17 protein-coding genes are annotated in these 20,845 nt (G+C 64.9%); 6 read left to right on the top strand and 11 right to left on the bottom strand.

The window, feature by feature from the left end; all coding sequences use genetic code 11:
- Positions 1 to 74: 74 nt before the first annotated feature.
- A complete protein-coding gene (locus MRBLMS1_RS22765) occupies positions 75 to 1,430 on the top strand; it encodes a M20/M25/M40 family metallo-hydrolase (RefSeq protein WP_485882127.1) in 1,356 nt (451 codons plus the stop codon).
- Here MRBLMS1_RS22765 and MRBLMS1_RS22760 read toward each other — a convergent pair whose 3' ends face one another.
- The gene (locus tag MRBLMS1_RS22760; RefSeq protein WP_485882125.1) at positions 1,431 to 3,185 is read right to left on the bottom strand and encodes an FAD-dependent oxidoreductase; all 1,755 of its coding nucleotides are present in this window, start codon (positions 3,183 to 3,185) and stop codon (positions 1,431 to 1,433) included.
- Between the two features lie 252 nt (positions 3,186 to 3,437).
- Here MRBLMS1_RS22760 and cysM point away from each other — a divergent pair, with 252 nt between their 5' ends.
- Positions 3,438 to 4,340 carry a cysteine synthase CysM gene (cysM, locus tag MRBLMS1_RS22755; RefSeq protein ID WP_128140242.1) on the top strand — a complete coding sequence of 301 codons (903 nt, stop codon included), beginning with the start codon at positions 3,438 to 3,440 and terminating at the stop codon, positions 4,338 to 4,340.
- A gap of 89 nt (positions 4,341 to 4,429) precedes the next feature.
- Here the strand turns inward: cysM and MRBLMS1_RS22750 are convergent, their stop codons facing one another.
- The 5 genes from MRBLMS1_RS22750 to MRBLMS1_RS22730 form a co-directional block, all read right to left on the bottom strand.
- Positions 4,430 to 4,762: a hypothetical protein gene (locus MRBLMS1_RS22750; RefSeq protein WP_034751784.1), complete on the bottom strand. Its 333-nt coding sequence runs from the start codon at positions 4,760 to 4,762 to the stop codon at positions 4,430 to 4,432.
- A gap of 438 nt (positions 4,763 to 5,200) precedes the next feature.
- A complete protein-coding gene (mltB, locus tag MRBLMS1_RS22745; protein ID WP_485882122.1) occupies positions 5,201 to 6,364 on the bottom strand; it encodes a lytic murein transglycosylase B in 1,164 nt (387 codons plus the stop codon).
- Complete coding sequence (locus MRBLMS1_RS22740) at positions 6,355 to 8,376, bottom strand: transglutaminase TgpA family protein (RefSeq protein ID WP_485882120.1); 2,022 nt, start codon at positions 8,374 to 8,376, stop codon at positions 6,355 to 6,357. Before MRBLMS1_RS22740 ends, mltB begins: the two co-directional genes overlap by 10 nt.
- The gene (locus MRBLMS1_RS22735; protein ID WP_485882118.1) at positions 8,373 to 9,380 is read right to left on the bottom strand and encodes a DUF58 domain-containing protein; all 1,008 of its coding nucleotides are present in this window, start codon (positions 9,378 to 9,380) and stop codon (positions 8,373 to 8,375) included. Before MRBLMS1_RS22735 ends, MRBLMS1_RS22740 begins: the two co-directional genes overlap by 4 nt.
- A gap of 5 nt (positions 9,381 to 9,385) precedes the next feature.
- Positions 9,386 to 10,294: an AAA family ATPase gene (locus tag MRBLMS1_RS22730; protein ID WP_485882116.1), complete on the bottom strand. Its 909-nt coding sequence runs from the start codon at positions 10,292 to 10,294 to the stop codon at positions 9,386 to 9,388.
- Positions 10,295 to 10,505: 211 nt separating this feature from the next.
- Between MRBLMS1_RS22730 and MRBLMS1_RS22725 the strand changes: the two genes are divergently transcribed.
- Complete coding sequence (locus tag MRBLMS1_RS22725) at positions 10,506 to 11,432, top strand: histone deacetylase family protein (protein ID WP_070303957.1); 927 nt, start codon at positions 10,506 to 10,508, stop codon at positions 11,430 to 11,432.
- Between the two features lie 12 nt (positions 11,433 to 11,444).
- Here MRBLMS1_RS22725 and MRBLMS1_RS22720 read toward each other — a convergent pair whose 3' ends face one another.
- Together MRBLMS1_RS22720 and MRBLMS1_RS22715 are read right to left on the bottom strand one after the other, a co-directional pair.
- A complete protein-coding gene (locus tag MRBLMS1_RS22720) occupies positions 11,445 to 11,768 on the bottom strand; it encodes a hypothetical protein (protein WP_485882114.1) in 324 nt (107 codons plus the stop codon).
- A gap of 169 nt (positions 11,769 to 11,937) precedes the next feature.
- Positions 11,938 to 12,723: a hypothetical protein gene (locus MRBLMS1_RS22715; RefSeq protein ID WP_485882112.1), complete on the bottom strand. Its 786-nt coding sequence runs from the start codon at positions 12,721 to 12,723 to the stop codon at positions 11,938 to 11,940.
- A gap of 201 nt (positions 12,724 to 12,924) precedes the next feature.
- On the opposite strand from MRBLMS1_RS22715, the gene ylqF reads away from it, so the two are divergent.
- Positions 12,925 to 13,872 carry a ribosome biogenesis GTPase YlqF gene (gene ylqF, locus MRBLMS1_RS22710; RefSeq protein WP_128140235.1) on the top strand — a complete coding sequence of 316 codons (948 nt, stop codon included), beginning with the start codon at positions 12,925 to 12,927 and terminating at the stop codon, positions 13,870 to 13,872.
- A gap of 156 nt (positions 13,873 to 14,028) precedes the next feature.
- On the opposite strand, the gene MRBLMS1_RS22705 is transcribed toward ylqF, so the two are convergent.
- A complete protein-coding gene (locus tag MRBLMS1_RS22705; protein ID WP_485882110.1) occupies positions 14,029 to 14,832 on the bottom strand; it encodes a DODA-type extradiol aromatic ring-opening family dioxygenase in 804 nt (267 codons plus the stop codon).
- Positions 14,833 to 14,944: 112 nt separating this feature from the next.
- Between MRBLMS1_RS22705 and MRBLMS1_RS22700 the strand changes: the two genes are divergently transcribed.
- Positions 14,945 to 15,835 (top strand): LysR family transcriptional regulator, encoded by an 891-nt coding sequence (locus MRBLMS1_RS22700; RefSeq protein WP_456148826.1) that lies wholly within the window; start codon positions 14,945 to 14,947, stop codon positions 15,833 to 15,835.
- Between the two features lie 10 nt (positions 15,836 to 15,845).
- Here the strand turns inward: MRBLMS1_RS22700 and MRBLMS1_RS22695 are convergent, their stop codons facing one another.
- Positions 15,846 to 16,730, bottom strand: coding sequence for a hypothetical protein (locus MRBLMS1_RS22695; RefSeq protein WP_485882107.1), 885 nt, complete (start codon positions 16,728 to 16,730; stop codon positions 15,846 to 15,848).
- The gene (locus MRBLMS1_RS22690) at positions 16,727 to 18,979 is read right to left on the bottom strand and encodes a M1 family metallopeptidase (RefSeq protein ID WP_485882105.1); all 2,253 of its coding nucleotides are present in this window, start codon (positions 18,977 to 18,979) and stop codon (positions 16,727 to 16,729) included. Before MRBLMS1_RS22690 ends, MRBLMS1_RS22695 begins: the two co-directional genes overlap by 4 nt.
- A gap of 230 nt (positions 18,980 to 19,209) precedes the next feature.
- Between MRBLMS1_RS22690 and MRBLMS1_RS22685 the strand changes: the two genes are divergently transcribed.
- A complete protein-coding gene (locus MRBLMS1_RS22685) occupies positions 19,210 to 20,745 on the top strand; it encodes a TonB-dependent receptor domain-containing protein (RefSeq protein WP_485882103.1) in 1,536 nt (511 codons plus the stop codon).
- Positions 20,746 to 20,845: the final 100 nt, after the last annotated feature.

Raw genomic sequence — 20,845 nt, 5'->3', positions numbered from 1 at the left:
ATCCTGGAACATCCTTGCCTGCCGTCAAAAATGCGAGAATGGCCAGCTTGATCAATCATCGGGGGGATGCACGCATGGTAAGGATTTTGACGGCAGTGACGGCAGCCCTGCTGTCGGCGGGCGCGGCGGCGGCGCCGGGCACCGAACCGGCCCAGCAGCAGATACGGCAGGTGGTGGCCGACATTTCGCCGCAGCGCATCGAGGCGCATGTGCGCAAGCTCGTGGGCTTCCAGACGCGCCACACGATGTCCGATACCGTGTCCGACACGCGCGGCATCGGCGCGGCCCGACGCTGGATCAAGGCCGAGCTGGAGCGCTGTGGCGCGCAGGCGGGCGGACGGCTGCAGGTAGCGTTCGACAGCCATATCGCGCCCGTGTCGAAGCGCATTGCGCGGCCGACGGACATCGTCAACGTGATGGCGACCCTGCCCGGCAGCCAGCCGCAGTCGGCTGGACGTATCTATGTCGTCAGCGGTCATTACGACTCGCGCGCCACCGACGTGATGGATGCGCAGGGCGACGCGCCCGGCGCCAACGATGACGCATCCGGTACGGCGGCCGTGATCGAGATGGCTTGCGCGATGGCGCGCTACCGCTTCGACGCCACCATCGTCTTCATGGCCGTAGCGGCCGAGGAACAGGGGTTGCTGGGTTCCGGCCATTGGGCGCAGCAGGCAAAATTGAAAAATCTCAACATCGCCGGCATGCTCAATAACGACATCATCGGCAGTTCGCGCGCGGAAGACGGCACCGTCGATGGCGGCCAGGTGCGCCTGTTTGCCGAAGGCATCCCGGCCGTGAAGGAGATGAGCGACGGCGTGCGCGCCCTGGTGGCGACGGGCGGTGAAAACGATTCGATTTCGCGCCAGCTGGCGCGCCATGTGAAACAGGTGGGCGAGCGCTATGTGCCCGGCTTTACGGTCAACGTCATCCAGCGCGCCGACCGCTACCTGCGCGGCGGCGACCATATGCCCTTCCTCGCGCAAGGGTACGCGGCGCTGCGTTTCACGGAACCGCACGAGGATTTTGCCCATCAGCATCAGGATGTGCGCGTGGAGAACGGCGTGCAGTACGGCGACTTGCCGCAATTCGTCGACTATGACTACGTGGCGAAAGTGGCGCGCGTGAATGCGGCGGCGCTCGCGTCACTGGCCCTGGCGCCGGCCGCGCCCGCCGGCGTGCAGGTGCGCACGGCCCAGCTGGAAAACGCCACCTCGCTGGTCTGGCAGCCGAATACGGAACCGGACCTGGCCGGCTACCGCATCGTCTGGCGCGCCACGACGGCCGACCAGTGGCAGGGCGCGCAGGACGTGGGCAATGTCACCGAGGCCAGGGTGAAGCTGTCGAAAGACAACTATTTCTTTGGCGTCCAGGCCATCGACCGCGATGGCAATGTCAGCGTGGCCACGTATTCCATGCCATTGCGCTGATCAGGAACCGACGGGCTGGCGCGCAAGAAAGCCGTGAATCTGGGAAACGACGGCCGCGCCTTCACCGACGGCGGCGGCCACGCGCTTGGTGGAGCCGGCCCGCACGTCGCCGATGGCGAACACGCCCGGCACGCTCGTTTCCAGAGCGGCCCGGTCCGGCAAGTCAGGTGGATACACAGTGTGGCCGTGGGCGCGGCATTCGGCGCGCGTGACGTCGAAGCCCGTGCGGATAAAGCCCTGTTCGTCGACGGCCACGGCGCAGTCATGCAGCCAGTCCGTGTTCGGATCGGCGCCAACAAACAGGAAGACGCGGCGCACGGCGCAATCGCACTCCTTGCCCGTCTGGTTGTTGCGCCAGCGCACCTCCGTCAAGCCATCGTCGTCGCCTTCGAGGGCGATGATTTCCGTGTGCGTGTGCAAGGTGATGTTGGGCGTGGCGGCGATGCGTTCGATCAGATAGCTCGACATGCTGGCCGCCAGACCTTCGCCGCGGATCACCATGTGGACTTTGGCGGCGTGGCCGGAGAGAAACACGGCCGCCTGGCCAGCCGAATTGCCGCCGCCAACGAGGATGATCTCTTCTTGCCGGCACAGCTTGGCTTCGATGGGCGAGGCCCAGTAATACACGCCCCGTCCTTCATACGTTTTCAGGTTGGCCAGCGAGGGGCGGCGATAGCGCGCGCCGCACGACAGCACCACGGTGCGAGCGCGCACCTGCGTGCCGTCGCACAGATTGACGCGCAGGGGCCAGGTGTCGCACAGCAAGTTGGCGGCGCTGGCCGGCGTGGCGATCTCGACGCCGAACTTTTGCGCCTGCACGTAGGCGCGTCCCGCCAGCGCGCGGCCGGAGATGCCGGTGGGAAAACCCAGGTAGTTTTCGATGCGCGCGCTGGCGCCCGCCTGACCGCCGTACGCGCGCTGCTCGAGCGCCAACACGGTCAAGCCTTCGGATGCCGCATACACGGCCGTGGCCAGGCCGGCCGGTCCGGCGCCCACCACCAGCACGTCGAAGATCTTGTCGCCGGACAAATCGGGCAGCATGCCCAGGCAGCGCCCCAGTTCCGCATTGCCGGGATTTTTCATGATCTTGCCGTCAGGGCAGACGACCAGCGGCCATTCCTGCGGCGTGGGCTGGTAGCGCCCGGCCAGCGCGGCGGCGGCCGCATCCGTGGCTGGATCGAGCACCGTGTGCGGGTGGCCATTGCTCGACAGAAAACTTTGCAGGTGGAACAGATTGCCATTGCCGCGCGGTCCCACCAGCACGGGACCGCCTGAATTCGATTCGATCAGCGCCACGCGGCGCAGGATCAGGGCGCGCACGATGCGTTCGCCCATTTCCGCTTCCGCGACGATCAGTGCGCGCAGAGATTCCGAACTGATGTCGAGCAATTCCACGTCACCGACGGCGTTGCCGTTGACGAGGGTGGGGCGGCCCGACAATTGCGCCACCTCGGCAATGAAGTGGCCGACGCCCACTTCGCGCAGCACGGACGCCTGTCCCAGCACTTCATGGCGCTTGATGCTGACCCGTCCGGACAGTATGACCAGCATGCCGAAGCTGCTGCTGCCCGCCTCGAACAGCGTCTCGCCATCGGCAAAGTGATGGCGCGTGCCATAACGCTGCAAGCGCTGCAGTTCGAGTCCATTGAAGACGGGCGAAATCTGGTGGCTGCGGCCGTGCAAGTCGAGCGTGGGGAACTGGACGGGATCGTCCTGCGTCGTTTCGGGAATGAATTCGGGTGTGCTGCTGGCCATGGCGAGTCCGTTCGGAGACTGAATAAGCAAATAACAAAAATAACTAATAGTGACGAGTCTAGCGCATGCGGCGCGCGCCTGCCGCAATATCCCTTGTGCACGCCCGGAAATGGCAGCGCAGCAGGCGCCATGCGGCCGGTGGCGGCGCAGCCGGACGCGCAAACTGGCCCCAATGCGGCCACCGATCAGCGATACGCGGGCCAGCATCTCATATTAGAATGGGTCTTTGTTGACTCCACTCAAACAGACACGATGGCTTACAAGACACTTGAAGATACGATAGGCAATACCCCGCTGGTGCAGCTGACGCGCTTGCCGGGCGCCGATGCGCTTGCGCGCAACAACGTCATTCTGGGCAAGCTGGAGGGCAATAATCCGGCAGGTTCCGTGAAGGACCGTGCGGCCATGTCCATGCTCAAGCGCGCTGAAGAGCGCGGCGTCATCAAGCCTGGCGATACCCTGATCGAGGCGACCAGCGGCAATACGGGCATCGCGCTGGCCATGGCCGCTGCCTTGCGCGGCTACAAGATGCTGCTCTTGATGCCCGACAACCTGAGCGTGGAGCGCCGCCAGAGCATGGCCGCCTACGGTGCCGATATCTTATTGACGCCGAGGACGGGCGGCATGGAATATGCGCGCGACCTGGCCGAACAGATGCAGAAGGATGGCCGCGGCGTGATCCTCGACCAGTTCGCCAACGAAGACAATTCGCGCGCCCACTATGAAAGCACGGGCCCGGAAATCTGGCGCGACACGGAAGGCCGGGTCACGCATTTCGTCAGCGCCATGGGCACGACGGGAACCATCATGGGTGTGTCGCGCTACTTGAAGGAACAGAATCCCGCGATCCAGATCATCGGCGCCCAGCCCGAGGAAGGTTCGCAGATTCCCGGCATCCGCAAGTGGCCGGAAGCGTACTTGCCGAAAATCTACGACAAGTCGCGCGTGGACCAGGTGGAATACGTGAGCCAGGGCGTGGCCGAGCGCATGGCGCGCAGCCTGGCGGCGGAAGAGGGCTTGTTCTGCGGCATCTCGGCAGCCGGCGCCTGCGAAATCGCGCTGCGCATTTCACAGACGGTGGAAAACGCGACGATCGTGTTCGTCGTGTGCGACCGCGGCGACCGCTATCTCTCGACCGGCGTGTTTCCTGCTTGATTGTTTTAATGTCGGCCAGAACGGCCTGAGAACTGCTGAAAATACCCCCTCCCCATGGCGGGGAGGGAAAACCTGCAAAACTGGCAGGATCAGCCTTGTGGCGTTTCGCCTTCTTTTGGCTTGAATTGTTTGTCGCTGATACGGAATTTGTTACGACGGTCACCCATCAGGTAACGCAGGTCGCGGATGCTCAGGTCGCTGACTTCGTGCATGCGGATCAGCAGCGATGCGCCGACCGGCAGGCGGTGGTGGCGGATTTTGCTGATGACCGGTGGCGCCACTTCCAGCGCGCGGGACAAGGCTGCGTCGTTTTTCAGGCGCAGGTTTTCGATCAGGGTATCGAGCAGTCTGTTTGGGTTGTACTGAAGCAGATCGTCGGAGTCCGAATCGCTGTTCATATCAATGCCGACTTGGTTTGTCATGATGTTATTGTTCCTTCTGTAGTTGCACTGCAAAGTAAAAAACACTCGGAGCTCGCTCTTGCTGCGTTCATGTTCATTCTTTACTAAAAGGAACGAATTCACACACGGTACGATCCGGGATACAGTTTTTCATGATATATACACAATTGTACAACAGGATTCAGTTTCAGGCTGGAAAGCCCGGTAATCTTGCGTGGTACAGAATGGGTGTTGTCTAGCTGCAACACCTATTTATTCTTTATTATGCTCTATGATAGAACAAAAATTGTACTTTGACAAAAGTTAAGTATAAAACCATTACTGCATTCCGTGCCGCACAAAGGCTGGCGAGCGAGGCTGGCACATGTTATCGGCCCTACCATAGACCTGTTTGCTGGTCGATTCAATATCCCTTACGCTTTCTTACAAGTAATATTATAACTTTACACTGACTTTCGGTTAGCGTGCGCGCACTTGACTGATGGCTTTGCCCAAATCAATCACGGACATGGCATAAAAATAACTTCTGTTGTACTGAGTTATAGCAAAGAAGTTATTGGTTGCCAAGTGATACTCAGTTGCTTCGGAACCATTTTGCAAGTCGATCAGGCCGAACAACATGTTCTGAGGCGTGGACGGGGCGGCTGTCACGCCGGCTTCCTGTAATTCTCCCAGCCGGTACTTGGCTTGCAAGCCCTGGCCGATGAATTTTTCCCACGCGCGGCTGGCAGAGACGGTGACGGGATAGGTGCTGACGGCCGGGTCATCGCGGCGCCAGCCGTGCTCGACGAGGAAGTGCGCGACGCTGCCGATGGCGTCGGATGTGGAATTGCGCAAGTCGATGTGGCTATCGCCATCGAAATCCACTGCATATTTCATGATGCTGCTCGGCATGAACTGTGGCAGACCAATGGCGCCCGCATACGAGCCGAGCAGGGTCAAGGGATCGATGCCATCCTTGCGCGCGTACAGCAGCGCGTTTTCCAGTTCCCCCTTGAAAAATTCCATGCGCGCGGCCCGGGTCGGGCTTTCCGGATAGGAAAATGCCAGGGTCGTCAGCGCGTCGAGCACGCGGAAACGACCCGTGTTGCGTCCGTACACGGTTTCCACGCCGATGATGCCGACGATGATCTCGGCCGGCACGCCATATTCGTGTTCGGCGCGTGCCAGCGCTTCCGCGTTCTCTTCCCAGAATTTCACGCCCGCATTGATGCGCACCGGCTCGATGAAGCGGGCGCTGTACGCTTGCCAGTTCTTCGGCTTGCCGGGCGGCGCGGGCTTCATCAGTTGCACGGTCGACTCGACATAGCGGACCTTGCCGATCAGGGTGTTGAGTTCGGCGCGGTCAAAGCCGTGTTTGGCGGACATGTCGTCGAGGAAGGCGCGGACTTCTTTCCAGTTGGCATAGTCGACAAATTCGCCTTCGAAGTCGAATTTCGCCGGTGCCTTTTTGGCTGCTGCCTTGGTGGGCGGCGCCTTGGCCGCGCGCACGGCGCGGGCGCGGTCGGCAGCGGAAATATTGCTGTTTTCGCCGGCGTGCGCGGTGGCCAGGCACAGGGGAAGGGAGAGGAGCAGGGACAGGGCGGGGTATTTGATCGGTAACAAGGAGCGTCTCATCGGCATTGGGTTAACAGGCGGCGCAAGTGGCGCCGCGCGCGGAGTTGTTCGTCTGGGCTGGCATTACCATACTTCATCGCGGCATAGATTGCCAGAAACTGTGCGATGGCGGCATGCATCTCGGGTGTAGTCTTGCCCGATGCCAACCGCGCAGCATAACCGTGCGGGCCTTCATGTGGCGCACGGCTGTAGCCGCGCCGCGCCTGCTGTCGGCAAAATTGCGCGTACAGGACATCGAGCGGGTCGCCTTGCCGCGCCTGCCGCCACCAGACCAGTCCACCGGCCACGGCGGACAGCAGGGCCAGCACGGCGCACGCGAGTGCCAGCTTTTTTGCCGGCAGGTTTTTCAAGCCGTCGAGCATGGCGCGCTGGCGCTGCGGCGTGGTGTCGAGCACCCAGCTGCTCCAGGCGTGCTCGGCCTGCTGCCATTGCTGGCGCCACGCGGCAACCGCCCCTTGCGCGCCGCCATCGAGGCCGGCCAGGGCGCGCCACGCCGTCAGCGGTGACGGGGCTGGCGGCAAGGCGGCATCGAGGTTGCGCTGCGTGCGCAGGGGCGCGACGGCGCTGGTGGGATCGATGCGCACCCAGCCCCGGCCCGCCAGCCACACTTCGCTCCAGGCATGGGCGTCGGACTGGCGCACGGCCAGGCTGTTGTCCGTACCGTTGCGCAAGCCTCCCTGATAACCGGTGACGACGCGCGCGGGGATGCCCATGGCGCGCATCAGCACGACAAAGCTGCCCGCGTAATGTTCGCAAAACCCCGCCTGCGTGCCAAACAGGAAGTCGTCGATGCCATGCTTGCCCAGCAGCGGTGGCTGCAGGGTGTAGCGGAACGGTGCGCGGCGAAAGTGCTCAAGCACGGCGGCAATGGCGTTGGCCGGCGCCAGCGCCTGCGCGCCATGGCCGCGCAGGGCACGGGCCCAGGCCACGCTGCGCGGGTTGCTGCCAGCGGGCAAGGCCAGCCATGGCTGCTGCTGTTCTGGCGACAGGTTTGCCTGCAGCCGGTAGCGGAGCTGGGAACTGACGCGGTAACGCACGGTCGAAGTAATAGGCTGTATGGTCAGCACTTCCAGCGCGGACGACACGACGTACGGGTTGCCGGGCAGGCGTTCGATGCTGCGCGGCACATCGAGCGCGAAGATGCGCCGCTGGCCGCTCGCTTGCAAGCTGACTTCATAGCGGCTGGGCTGGCCTTCCAGCGCGATGTCTATCCGGCTGTCGCTGGCAGGCGCGCGCCCCTTCGCGCCCCGCCGCGTCCAGGTGGTGCCGTCGAAGTCGCCCAGCACGACGCCGCGCCAATACAGCTGGTCTTGCGGCGGGAGCGGCGTGGAAAATCGCGCCGTGAAGACGGGTTCGCTTGACAGGGCCAGCGAAGCGATGGCGCCCGGCTGCATGCTGTCGGACAAGCCCGTGCGCGCCTGCGCGCCGTCCGGTGCCGTACCCCACAAGGGGCCGTCCACGCGCGGCAGGGCAAGAAACATCAGGGCCGACAGGGGGATGGCCAGCGCCAGCATGCGTCCCAGCAAGCCCAGCCTTTGTGCCAGGCGCGGCTGCACGGCGCCGTACTGGGCCGACAGCAGGGCGGCCAGCAGGACGATGACGGTGGCCAACATCCAGGCGGCGCTGAGGATGTCTTGCGCATGGAAGAAGTTCGCCAGCAGGAGGAAAAAACTGAGGAAAACAAACACGAAGATGTCGCGCCGGCCATGCATTTCCAGCGATTTCAAGGCCAGCAGCAGGGCCAGCATGGCCACGCCGGGATCGCGTCCCAGCACGGTGCCATAGCTGGCGTAGACGCCGGCGATGCCCAGCAAGGCCAGCGGCGCGAGCAGGATCAGCTGCGGCTGGCGGCTGCCCCGTATGGTGATGACGGCGCGCCACAGCAGGAGGGCGGCAGCGGCGGCCGACAGCCACGGGGGCAGGTGCCGCACATGCGGCGCGAGCACCATGGCGGCGGCCAGCAACAGCAGCACGATGTCGGCCTTGTCACGCGGCAAGTTGCTCAGCCAGGCCTTCATGGCGTTGCCTGCGCTGGTGGCAAATCGTGCGGCGAACCGTGCAGGGCCAGTGCGCGCAGGCAGGCGTCGCGGTGGTGGGCGCCCAAGGCTGGCGCCACAGTCAGCGCGCCCAGGCGCAAGCCATATGGGAGGCCAGTGCGTTCCGCCTGCAGCACCCAGGCGGCCAGGCGCGACAAACGCGCTTCCGGCGCCAGCGCCTGCAGGGCGGCATGCTCGAGCATGACGCTGCCATGGGCTGCGTCCTGTGGCGTATCGGCGGCAGGCTGGAATTGCTTGCTGAATACATGTTCGCCGTCGTGGCGGGCGATCTGGCGCCAGGCCAGGCGGTGCAAGGGATCTCCGGGCTGGTAGGCGCGCACGCCGGCCAGTTCCAGCGCGCCATCGGGCAAGTCTGGCGAATCTGGCGAGCCTGGCCTCTGTGCTTGCCGTACCGTACCGACAGGCAAGGGTAGCGGCGGCGCATTGTGTTCGGGCTGCGGATACACGAGCACGCGCGCTTCGGGCTGCCAGTGGCACCAGGCAAGGAACAGACCGAGCGGAAAACTGCCGGACAGGCGCACGGCCGGGGCAATCAGCCATCCCCGCTGCGGCGCGGCCACGACGATGTTGACGGCCGTTTCACCGTGGGCGGCGATGTCGGCCAGGCTGGGCGCTGCCGCCGAACCGCTGATGGCCACGTGGATCGCATGGCGCGGGCGCGCGCTGCGGTTGATCAGGCGCAAGGTGAACGTGGCGTGACTGCCCGCGAACACGGGCTTGCCCGGCGTGGCGGCCAGCGCCAGGCCCGCCAGATTGCGGCTGGCAAACAGCATGTCGGCAATGGCGCAGGCGGCCGCGAAATACGTGAGCGCATAGCCCAGGCCCAGGCGGTAATTGACGGCGGCGATCCACAGCGCCAGCAGCAGCGCGGCAAACGCCAGGCCCGCGCCCGAGGGACGGATGTGCACGCGTTGCGCGCCCAGCCAGGGGCGCGGCGGCAGCCATTGGATAGTAAGCCAGCGCATGCCGGTCAGACGGGAATACTCAACAGCATGTGCTGCAGCAGGCTGCGGCTATCGGTGGACCCTTGCGCGGCGTGCAGACGGTGGGCGCAGACGGGCAACAGCACGGCTTGCACATCGTCGGGCGTGACGTGGTCGCGTCCAGCCAACGCGGCCCAGGCGCGCGCCGCCTGCAGCAGGGCCAGCGCGGCGCGCGGGCTCAGGCCATCGGCAAACACGCCTGGCGCGCGCGTGGCATGCACGAGGGCCAGCACATAGTCGACGACGGCGACTGACGCGTGGATGGCGCGCAGGCCCGCTTGCGCCTGCAGCAATTCTTCCGCATTCATTACTGCCGGCAAGGTTTGCAGCATGGCGCGGCGGTCGGCGCCCAGCAGCAGCGCCCGTTCCGCGGCCGCATCGGGATAGCCGAGGGTCACGCACATGAGAAAACGGTCGAGCTGCGATTCGGGCAAGGGGAAGGTGCCCAGTTGGTGCGCGCAGTTCTGCGTGGCGATGACGAAAAACGGTTGCGGCAGCGCGTGCGTGACGCCGTCGAGCGTCACTTGCCGCTCTTCCATCGCTTCGAGCAAGCCCGATTGCGTCTTCGGCGTGGCGCGGTTGATCTCGTCGGCCAGCAGCACTTGCGTGAACAGGGGGCCGGGATGAAACACGAAGCTGCCGCTGCCCCGGTCATACACGCTCATGCCGGCCACGTCGGCGGGCAGCAGGTCGCTCGTGAATTGCTGGCGCTTCCATTGCAGGCCCAGCGAGATGGCCAGCGCGTGGGCCAAAGTCGTCTTGCCCACGCCGGGCACGTCTTCGATCAGCAGGTGGCCGCCGGCCAGCACGCAGGCGAGGGTCTGGCGGATCTGCAAGTGTTTGCCGACGAGAACTTCGCCGATCTGCTGTGCGGCCTGGTGTATTTTCGAAAACATGCTATTTCTATCACAGTAAGACGGATTATTTAATTTACAATCGCTTTGGCCAGGTCAAGCCGTGCCGCCCGCCGGTGCCGTGCACGTGGTAGATTAGTGCAGTAGCGGCACAGACCGGCCAGTGATTTTATGCGAGAACGCGCAGGGCGAACAGGAATGCCATGCAGTGTTCCCGGAGAATGGACAGAGACAGAGGTAACCAGTACAGCGCATGAGCACAGCCATTTATACCCATCCCGATTGCCAGCGCCATGAAATGGGCGACTGGCACCCAGAATCGCCGGCCCGCTTGCAGGCCATCAATGACCAATTGATACTCGCGCACATCAGCGACCTGGTCGAGCACCGCGACGGCGTGCGTGCGCAATTGTCCGATATCGAGCGCAACCACAGCGCCACGGCCATCGGCCTCGTGCGCGACAATGTGCCGCAGGAAGGCGACTACTATCCGCTCGACGGCGACACCCTGCTCAACGCGCACAGCTACGAGGCGGCGCTGGCCGCGGCCGGCTCGGCCGTGGCAGCCACGGATGCCGTCATCGATGGCGAGATCAGCAATGCCTTTTGCGCGATCCGCCCGCCCGGCCACCATGCGCGGCCCAGCGAACCCATGGGTTTTTGCCTGTTCAATAATGTCGCCATCGCCGCCAAGCATGCGCTCGACGTTCGGGGGCTCGAACGGGTCGCCATCGTCGACTTCGACGTGCACCATGGCAATGGCACGGCCGAGTCCGTGGCAAATGATCCGCGCATCCTGATGGTGAGCTTTTTCCAGCACCCGTTTTATCCGTACAGCGACGTGGAATCGTACACCGACACGCGCGTCAACGTGCCCGTGCCGGCCCGCTCGAAAGGCGACGCCGTGCGCCAGCTGGTGCTCGACCACTGGCTGCCCGCGCTGCACCGCCAGCAGCCGCAGATGATTTTCATTTCCGCCGGTTTCGACGCCCACCGCGAAGACGACGTGGGCGGCATGGGCCTGGTGGAGGCTGACTATACGTGGATGACGCAGCAGATGATGGCCGTGGCCAGCCAGTATGGCAAAGGCCGTATCGTCAGCTGCCTCGAAGGGGGCTACAACCTGTCGTCGCTGGGCCGCAGCGTGGCGGCGCACGTGAAGGCGCTGGCGGAACTGTAAGGGCCTCGCGCGCTACAGCAAGGTGGGGCGGCTGCTGGAATTCGTGTGGCGGTGCGTCTGGTAGTCGAGCGCGTCGCCGGCCATGAAGCGGTGCCAGGCTTGCGTGTAGACGAGCGATGATTTATCCGCATCAAAACTGTCGAGTTGCAACATGTCGCGGTGGTGCTTGATTTCATTGACCAGTTGGTCGTACAGCATTTGCAAGCCATAGCTGTCGGCGCTCTGGCGTTTCAGGCGCTCTTCCAGCTGCGTCACTTGCTGCTGCAACTGCCGGCATTCCTTCTTCCAGTCATTGCGCGGCACGCGCTTGGGCGCCTTGCCAGTGTGTTCCATCATCATCATATCGAGCCATTCCCCATCGCCTATCTCCCTGCATCTGGCGGGAGCCAGCCTGGAAAATTATTGCTTTTCATTTAAGAGGCGATATTAGAGCACACTTTTTTATTACTCTCAGTAAATAAAAGAATCCATATGGAAATGCTTGATATGGTTTCCAGCGTGGATATCACTGGCGCAGTGCCCCTGCGGGCGCGGCTTGCGCCATGTTGCCGTCATCGGCATACGTGAGGGTCAGCAGGGTATTGTCGTCCCAGCTCTGGTCGTGCAGCGGCGGCACGTAGCGCTGGCGGTCTTCCGTGATGCGGACGTCCAGTGTACGCTCGCCCGAGCGCGCCTGCACGGCAAGCAGCTTGCGGAACACGGGATACGGCACGTGGATCAGCGACGAGTGGCACGGTCCGCCGGCCATGCGGAACAGGTTGCGCCGGACGAAGGACAGCTGGTCCTGCTCGACGGCCCAGCGTATTTCGCATTCCAGGCGCAAGTCGCCCAGGCGGCGCACGTTCGCGGGCAGACCCGGCGTGTGGATGTCGGCGCGCCAGCGCAGGGTGTCGCGCTTCTTGTTACTGATCAGGTCGGCATTCGCGTCGTAGGCGGTCTTGTCGCGCGTCAAGGTGAAGCCGCCGTCCGCCGCCAGCGGCACGGGGATCGACAGGTTGTCGGCCGACAGGTGCAGGGTCACGCCATCGAGCCTGGCCTTCGGCGTGGCGGGGATCAGCATGAAGCGCAGCGGCGCGCCCGGCGCCAGGCGCTGGTGGTCGGCATACGCGTCAAGTCCCTTGAGCATGGTGCGGTAGGGGCGCAGGTCGGGATCGCGTGTGCCTTGCACATCGACAATCTGCTGCATTTCCTGCTGCACTGCATCGCCCGGCGCCGCCGCTTGTTCCTGGGCCATGGCGGGCAAGAGGCAGGCGCAAAGGGGGGCGAGGAGGAAAAAACGGGGAAGATGCATGGAATGCGTGCCAGGTAGAACTTGCAATGGGGAAACCGGCCAGGCTGGACGGACTGCGGATCTTATCATTCGAGTAACTGCCAAATTATCACCAATTGTCTCGTTCGCGTCGCACGGCTGGCGTTGGCGGTGGAAAATGGGACGTCGTGGCGGCAACCACGTAAAATAGCGGATTGACTGAACGATTTTGAAAGCAAGAGCATGGCGATACAATGGTACCCAGGACACATGAACGCGGCCCGCAAGAAAGCGGCCGAAACCATGGAAAACACCGATCTGGTGATTGAAGTGGTGGACGCGCGCCTGCCGGCAGCCAGCTGCAATCCCATGGTGGACGAGCTGCGCCTGTTCCGCCAGCGCCCTTGCCTGAAAATCCTCAACAAGACCGACCTGGCCGACCCTGCCGCGACAGCCGCCTGGGTCGCGTATTTCAATGCCCAGGAAGGCGTGACCGCGTATGCGATGACGACCAAGAAGCCGGGCGACGTGGCGCGCATTCCGGACCTGGCCAAGTCGCTGGCGCCGCACCGCGGCGTGCCGACGAAGCCGCTGCGCATCATGATCATGGGCATCCCCAACGTGGGCAAGTCGACCTTGATGAACGCGCTGCTGAAAAAGCGCGTGGCCAAGGTGGGCGACGAGCCGGCCGTGACGAAAATGCAGCAAAAGCTGTACCTGGACAAGAACACCATCCTCGTCGACACGCCCGGCATGCTGTGGCCGAAGATCGCCATCCCCAGCGATGGCCTGATGCTGGCCGCCAGCCACGCCATCGGCTCGAACGCGCTGATCGAAGAGGAAGTGGCCGTGTTCCTGGCCGAGGAATTGCTCAAGCGCTACCCGGACTTGCTGGCAACCCGCTACGGCACCAAGGTCGGTGAAGTCGACGCCATCGGCGTGGTCGAAGGCATCGCCGCCAAGCGCGGCTTCCGCATCAAGGGCGGCGACTACGATTTCGAGAAAGCGTCGCACACCTTGCTGCTCGATTACCGCAGCGGCATCCTGGGACGCATCTCGCTGGAAACGCCGGACACGCGCGCCGCTCTGATGGCCCAGCATGCGGCCGAGATGGCGGAAAAAGCGGCCAAGGCGGCCGAGATTGCTGCCGAGAAGGCGAAGAATGCGGCGCGCGGCAAGCGCGGGACGTAATTCACGGGCGCTGACTCACCCCAAAGCAAATTCTGGGGTCAGACCCCCGGTGACGTTGACGCTGAACCAGCCGTTAGCGGTGTTGAGGGTCTGACCCCGGCTTACAAAAAGCGCCGCGACATCACTGTCGCGGCGCTTTTTTTATGCGTTGCCGGATTATCCGAATTTGAAGCTGGTGACGGCCAAGGCTCCAAAAAAATCCTCCTCGTGATACGCCACGTGCGCCGCTTCCTGTTCGGCCGCGCCGAGCGCCACCATCAGCGGCAGCAAATGGTCTTCCTGCGGATGGGCCTGGCGTGCGCCCGGTGCCCGGTCCCAGGCCAGTAGCTGCGCCAATCTCTGTTCCGACGGCAAGGCCATCGTCTGGCGCAGCCAGGCGTCGAACTGGTGCGAGGCGACGGCGCCCGCCTGGCCGAACTGGCGCAGATTATGGTAGGACAGGCCGCTGCCCAGTATCAGCACGCCCTGGCGGCGCAGGCTGGCCAGCGCGCGGCCCACCTCGATGTGGGTGAGCGGGTCGTAGCCGTGTTTCAGCGACAGTTGCACCAGCGGCATGTCCGCCTGCGGGTAGATGGGAAACAGGGCGCTGAAGGTGCCATGGTCGAAACCGCGCTCGTGGTCGAGGCGCGCCGGATGGCCGGCCGCGTCCAGCAACTGTTTCACCTGCGCCGCCAGTGCCGGCGCGCCCGGTGCCGGGTACTGGATTTGATAGGTGTGCGGCGGAAAGCCCGAATAGTCATAAATCATGCCCGGCCGGGGGCTGGCCGACACGAGGAATTGCGGTCCTTCCCAGTGCGCCGTGACGACCAGCACGGCTTCCGGACGCACGCCGATCTGGCGCGGGATATCCTGCAGCGACGCTTCCAGCACGTCGTAGCGGCCGCCGAACTGGTCTTTCATGAACGGCCACGGGCCGCCGCCGTGCGACAGGAAATAGGTAGGGAAAGTGTGCTCTTGCATGGCGGCTCCGCAGTGGAATGGCTGATGCTATCGATGATAGTCATCCCCAGCCAGTTGATCAAGATCGCCATTATTGATATATCATTTCCATTTTGTTGATGATCGGGCAGTCATGGATACCTTGCGCAGCATGCGCGTGTTTCGCGCCGTGGTAGAGCTGGACAGTTTCGTGCGCGCCAGCGAGCGCCTCGACCTGTCGCCGGCCATGGTCAGCAAGCACGTGATGCACCTGGAACGCCACCTGGGCGCTCGCTTGCTGAACCGCAGCAGCCGCCACCTGAGCCTGACGGAAATCGGCAAGGTGTATTTTGAACAGTGCCGCGACATGCTCGACAACCTCGACGAGGTGGAAGCGACGGTCGGCCGCACGACCGTGGTGCCGCGCGGCATGCTGCGCCTGAGCGCGCCCGTCTGGTTCGCCAACGCCATCTTTACGCGCACCCTCGTGGCTTACCGCGAGCGCTTTCCGGAAGTGACGTTCGACATCGACTTGAGCGGGCGAGTGGTCAACCTGGTGGAAGAGGGCTTCGACCTGGCCCTGCGCGTGAGTCAGGCGCCATCGCCGGCCCTGATCGCGCGGCCCATCGGCAGCATCGCCTTTCACCTGGTGGCCGCGCCCGCCTATCTGGCGCGCGCGGGCCAGCCGCAGCTGCCGCAAGACCTGGCGCAGCACGCGATGATCAGCTATTCGCTGCTATCGAACGGCAACGAATTGACGTTCGACGGCCCGCAGGGACGCGAGACGGTGAAGTTCTCGCCCGTCCTGCAATGCAATAACGAAAGCCTGCTGCACGCGGCCGCGCTCGACGGCATGGGCATCGCGCTGCTGCCATCGTGGCAGACGGATGCGGATCTGGCGGCCGGACGGCTGGTGCGCCTCTTCGACGGCTACCAGCTGGCGGGCGGCAAGGTGTATGCCGTCTACACGAGCCGCCGCTACCTGTCCTCGAAAGTGCGCACCTTCATCGACTTCCTCGCCGATGAAGGGCGCCTGGGGGCTTGATCAAGCTTGATCAAGCGAGCGAGCGTTTGACGCTGATCAGCGCGAACAGGCGCGCGCTGCGCATCCACGCCAGCACCAGCACCGCCAGCTGCGTTGCCAGCAAGCCGGCCACGATGGCCAGCGGGCCCGGGCCGGCCAGGTTCAGGCGCGCCACGCCCAGCAGCGCATACAGGGCCAGTCCCAGCACGGTGATGGCGAGGTAGATGGCCAGGCAGGCCAGCGGACGCCGGCGCAGCATGCCGAGGCCCCGCCACCATGCCTTGACGGCCGACGTGCGGCGCCGGTCGATGGCCAGTGCCGCGCGGCCCGCATCGAGCGTGGCGCAGGCCAGCAGGAACAGCACGCCCGCGAACAGCAAGGCCAGGTGACGGGCCAGGTCGGCGTCCGCTTCCAGGATGGCTGTCGCCGCGTGCTTGTCGGCCAGTTTCAGCGCACCGGCGCCGATTATCAGCGCCAGGCCCAGCGGCACGATGCTCCACAACAGCATGCGCAGCATGCGGCCGTATGCGTTGAAGGCGCCCGTCAGCAGGGGGCCGAAACCCAATGGGGCCGGCGCGCGCGCGGCTGTCACCACCAGGCCGCTCAGCAGCGGCGACAGCAGCAGGGTCAGGACGACGCCGGCGATGGCGGCCTGGCTGATGGCGGCGCCATTGCGGCTGGCATTGGCTGCCAGGTCGGCCAGGGTCATCAGGTCGAGCTGCTGCGCCAGGGCCGCCGCATGCACGGCCTGATCGAGGCTGGCGCTCAAGGTGCGCCAGAGGGGGATGACGGCAACGATGGTGGGGATCAGCAGCAGGCCGGCCCACAGCAGCAGCAAGCGCCATTGCAGGGCGGCGCGGCTGGCGCGCGTGGTCAGTGCCAGGCCGCTGGCCCGTGTCGTGGAAGTGGCGCTCATACGGTGGCAATCAGGGAAAAGAGGTATTGGAAGGCGGCGGCGAGGTCGAAGCTCCAGCGCCGCGCGGCGGACTTGTCGGCTTTCAAGGTGCGGCTGTCATCGAGCTTGTTGACGTCGAGGTAGTGCACGCGGTCGGGGTCCAGTTCGGCCGAAACGGCCTTCACGGGCTTGCTCCAGGTGTAGCGCTGCCACAGCTGGTCGTTATCCCACACCACGCGTTCGGAGGTGCCGTCGGCGAACTTCACCAGCAGCACTTGCGGCACGGGCGCGCCGCGGCGGCGCAGCACCACGCTGGTCAGATACGGATAGGGGCCCGTGCCGGGCTTGGCGTCCGGGTGCGCCTTGTCCCACGCTTCGCGCACCTTGTCCTCTTCTTGTTCCAGCGCCTCGGACGTGTGTTCCACGCGCTTGCCGTTCACCAACGCCAGGCCGGCCAGCGGCGTCTGCTCGTCGCTGGTGAAGCTGCCGATGCGGTCGTCGATATTCGCGCTGGCATACACTTGCTGTGCGAAGATCTGTTCCACGATGCGCCGCTGGCCCGTCGCTTCGGCCAGCGCTTCGCGCAGGTCGGCCACGCTCGGGTGGCGGAATTTCCACTGTTCATAGTAGGCCTTGAAACCCCGTTCCATGGCCTCGCCGCCGATGCTCGCTTCCAGGTCGCGCAGGGTGGTGGCCGTGCGGCTGTACACGGGGCCCACGCCCTGCAGGCGGTCCCACGCGTTCTGGCCCAGCGGGTCGGCCGCGTCCTGGCGCGGTGCGGCCGTGCGCTCGAACTCGAAGACCTTGAAGGCGGGAGCGAAACCGAGGCGCTTGAGCAGGGGCGTGGTGGCGTGGATATCCTGTCCGCGCGCGCGCAGCATGCGCTGGTCCCAGTACTCGTTCAAGCCTTCGTCGAGGATAGGTTCCTCGAATTCGTTCGAGGCCAGGATGCCGTAGAAATAGCCATGGCCGAATTCATGGATGGTGACGAAATCGAGGCCGAATTCGGCCGCCGTCTTCGGCTGCAGGCCGGCGTAGCCAGAGGCCGTGAAGAAGGTCGGGTATTCCATGCCGCCCGCTTCGGCCGCGTTAAACGGCGGAATCACCACCGTCAGGGTCTTGTACGGATACGGGCCCAGGGTGCGCGAAAAATACGTGAGTGTATCCTTGGCCGCCTGCAGCGCGGGCGCCGCGTTTGACGCGTACTCGGGCGGGTACAGCACCTTGATGGCCACGGGCGGGCTGCCAGGGCCGCTCCAGCTGCCCAGCAGCGGTTGCGCGCTGCGCTTGTCGGCCGTCCAGGCGAAATCGTGCACGTCGCCCTGCACATAGTGATGCGTGAGCATGCCGTTCTTTTCCTGCGGCGCGCCCTGCAGTTCGCCCGTGGCGCCCACCGTGTATTCCTTGGGCACGGTCAGCTTCACGTCGTAGTGGCCGAAGTCGGCGTAGAACTCCGAGTTCAGGTGGAATTCATGCGCGTTCCAGCGCGGCGCCGTGGCGCCCCGTTCGCCGGGCAGTTCCAGCACGGCGATCTTGGGAAACCACTGGCCCACCAGGTGGAAGCTGCCGAAATAGCCGGTGCGCGCGATGACGCGTGGCAGCTGGTCGAAGAAGCGGATGTCGAGCGTCGTCTCGGCGCCCGGCGCGACGGCCTGCGGCAAGTCGACGCGCACCACCGTGCGGTCGGTGGCCGGGCCGTTGTCGGGCTGGACGAAATGCCAGGGCGCCCTGGCGCCGTTCTGCGTCATGCTGCGCAGTTCGATGTAGCCCCACTCGCCGTCGCGCGTGTCGACGCCCGAGCGGAAGCCCGTGTCGAGCTTGCGCTTCTCGGTGAAGAAGGTCGAATGCTCGCCTTCGAACGCGTTCAGGTACAGGTGCAGGTAGACGCTGCTGACGGCTTGCGCGCTGCGGTTGCGCCAGCGCAGCTTCTGCTGGCCGTCTATCGTGTGCTTGACGGGATCGAGCGTCGCTTCGATCTGGTAGTCGACCACGCGGTCCGACAGGGTCGCTTGCGCGCCCGTGCGCGCACCGCCCCAGGCGTTGCTGGCGCTGGGCGTGGTGACGGCCGACGCATGCGGCGAAGCGAGGGCGATGCCGTCGGCCGATGGCGCCAGGGGCAGGGGCGCGCTGGCGGGCTTGCCCTGATCCGGCTGGGCGAACAGGTCGGCTTGCAGGGCCAGGCCGGTCAGCAGCAGGGCGGCGATGGACAGGGCTTTGAACTTGCCCGGGATGAGGGAAATGCGGCGGCGCGTTGTGCTACGACTTTCCATGCGTGACTCCCACAGTGACTTCTGATTGATGATCTTCAAATGCAGTCGGCTGCGCCCAGGATCGCCGGGCGTTCATTAATATACCTGTAAAAATTACAAATAAGCAATAAATTGTGCAGGCAGCCTTGCCGGCTGTTGCGGCGCCGCGCGCCGTGCGTATAATGATTCGCTTTTGCCATCCCTCCTGCTGCCGTGCGTGCGCGCCCCGGTGGCGCACCCAGCTTTCCGCCATGATGCCTGCCCCTTCCGCCCTGACCATCGCCATGCGCACCTTGCTGTTGTGCGCCCTGGCCATGCCGGCGTGCGCGCAGGAAGGCGTGGAAGGTGGCGCGGCCGGCGTCACGCATGGCGACTTGTCCGCCGAACTGGCGCAGGGCGGCCAGCACAGCGTGCGCGGCGCTCTGTCGCGCGATCAGGGCGGCATGGTGCTCGATGTGGCCATCGACGGCCTGCGCAACGGCAATTACCGCGATGGCAGCGTGTTTCACCAGCGCGGCTTCAACGGCGGCGCGGAATGGAAGCTGCGCCAGGGCCGCTTCGGCTTCAGCGCCGACCAGCTGAACCAGGACACCCGCTATCCGGCGCCCGAGGCGCCGTTCCTGGCCTTGCTGGCGGCCCGTCCGGAAGACCTGTACCGCTATGAAGTGCGGCGCGCCAGCGCCTTCGTGCAGCGCTATGTGGGCAGTTTCGAGCTGGGCGTGGAACTGTCGCAGCGGGAAAAGCGCGCCACGGCCCACTATGCGGGCGAGGATGGCAGCAGCGAATCGACGTACAGCAGCCGCCGCCGGCAGCTGGCGCCCCGCCTGCGCCATTACGGCAAGGTGGGCGGCGTGGGCACGGATACGGAAGTGGGCCTGGACCTGATGCAGTGGCAGCGGCGCTCGGGCCGCGCGGGCGATGCGCAGCGCCGCCAGTATTCGCGCGCGCTGCTGCTGCGCGAGGAGCTGGCCTTCGGCGGTGCGTATGCGCCGCGCCTGCTGCTGGGGCTGCGGCATGAACAGTTCCAGCTCGATCCGGCCGACATGCCCGCCGGTGGCAGCGACTGGGAAAACCAGAATGCCTGGGACGTGCAGGGCAGCCTGCAGCTGCGCCCGCAACTGAGCGTGTATGCCAAGGCCGCGCGCAGCTACCGCATCGACGACGATGGCTATACCCGCGCCGGCTACCGCCCGCTGGCGGGACAGCTGCGGCGTGAAATGGAAGTGGGTGCCACCTTCGGCGATGCGGCGCGCAGCGCTTCCGTGCGCGTGTTCAGCGAGCGCCTGAGCAACCAGATCGTCTTCGACCAGAACCTGGGCCAGTTGGGCTTTGCGGGCAACCTCGATCCCTCGCGCCGCGACGGCGTCGCCATCGAGGCCAGCATGGCGCTGGCGCGCGACTGGCGCCTCGACGGGGAGTTGCGCCAGGTGCATGCGCGCTATGACGATTACGCCTACGACGGCCCGGACATCGCTCTCGTGCCCAAGACCCTGGCCAGCCTGCGCCTGTACTGGACGGGGCAGGGCGGTGCCAGTGCCGACGCCGGCGTGCAATGGCTGCGCGCCCTGCGCTATGGTCCCGATTTCGCCAGCAGCTGCCTGGCGCAAGTGCCAGCGTTTGCCACCGTGGACGGGCGCTATGTGCGCAAGCTGGGCGCCTGGGAGCTGGAATTGGCTGGCAGCAACCTGGCCAACCGCCGCCATTACGGCGATGCGCCGGGTTGCCGCTCCAGCATTTACCTCAATGACGCGCGCCAGTTGCGCGTGTCGGCGCGCTACCATTTTTGAGGCAGGGGCGCGGCGGGGCTTAAATGCGGCTTAAGCGGGCGCAAACGGAGCGGATAAAAGCGCTTTTTTTCCGGCCGGGCGACATCGTCCGGCGCAAAAA

This window comes from Massilia sp. LMS1-1-1.1 (assembly GCF_040815535.1).
Taxonomy (GTDB): domain Bacteria; phylum Pseudomonadota; class Gammaproteobacteria; order Burkholderiales; family Burkholderiaceae_D; genus Janthinobacterium; species Janthinobacterium aestuarii.
The sequence above is the reverse complement of the archived record's forward strand: the minus strand, read 5'-3'. Positions and strand labels throughout refer to the sequence as shown.

Coding starts and splice junctions, on each gene's coding strand:
- MRBLMS1_RS22765 (WP_485882127.1), top strand. CDS start 75: ATGGTAAGGATTTTGACGGCAGTGACGGCAGCCCTGCTGTCGGCGGGC.
- MRBLMS1_RS22760 (WP_485882125.1), bottom strand. CDS start 3,185: ATGGCCAGCAGCACACCCGAATTCATTCCCGAAACGACGCAGGACGAT.
- cysM (WP_128140242.1), top strand. CDS start 3,438: ATGGCTTACAAGACACTTGAAGATACGATAGGCAATACCCCGCTGGTG.
- MRBLMS1_RS22750 (WP_034751784.1), bottom strand. CDS start 4,762: ATGACAAACCAAGTCGGCATTGATATGAACAGCGATTCGGACTCCGAC.
- mltB (WP_485882122.1), bottom strand. CDS start 6,364: ATGCCGATGAGACGCTCCTTGTTACCGATCAAATACCCCGCCCTGTCC.
- MRBLMS1_RS22740 (WP_485882120.1), bottom strand. CDS start 8,376: ATGAAGGCCTGGCTGAGCAACTTGCCGCGTGACAAGGCCGACATCGTG.
- MRBLMS1_RS22735 (WP_485882118.1), bottom strand. CDS start 9,380: ATGCGCTGGCTTACTATCCAATGGCTGCCGCCGCGCCCCTGGCTGGGC.
- MRBLMS1_RS22730 (WP_485882116.1), bottom strand. CDS start 10,294: ATGTTTTCGAAAATACACCAGGCCGCACAGCAGATCGGCGAAGTTCTC.
- MRBLMS1_RS22725 (WP_070303957.1), top strand. CDS start 10,506: ATGAGCACAGCCATTTATACCCATCCCGATTGCCAGCGCCATGAAATG.
- MRBLMS1_RS22720 (WP_485882114.1), bottom strand. CDS start 11,768: ATGATGGAACACACTGGCAAGGCGCCCAAGCGCGTGCCGCGCAATGAC.
- MRBLMS1_RS22715 (WP_485882112.1), bottom strand. CDS start 12,723: ATGCATCTTCCCCGTTTTTTCCTCCTCGCCCCCCTTTGCGCCTGCCTC.
- ylqF (WP_128140235.1), top strand. CDS start 12,925: ATGGCGATACAATGGTACCCAGGACACATGAACGCGGCCCGCAAGAAA.
- MRBLMS1_RS22705 (WP_485882110.1), bottom strand. CDS start 14,832: ATGCAAGAGCACACTTTCCCTACCTATTTCCTGTCGCACGGCGGCGGC.
- MRBLMS1_RS22700 (WP_456148826.1), top strand. CDS start 14,945: ATGGATACCTTGCGCAGCATGCGCGTGTTTCGCGCCGTGGTAGAGCTG.
- MRBLMS1_RS22695 (WP_485882107.1), bottom strand. CDS start 16,730: ATGAGCGCCACTTCCACGACACGGGCCAGCGGCCTGGCACTGACCACG.
- MRBLMS1_RS22690 (WP_485882105.1), bottom strand. CDS start 18,979: ATGGAAAGTCGTAGCACAACGCGCCGCCGCATTTCCCTCATCCCGGGC.
- MRBLMS1_RS22685 (WP_485882103.1), top strand. CDS start 19,210: ATGATGCCTGCCCCTTCCGCCCTGACCATCGCCATGCGCACCTTGCTG.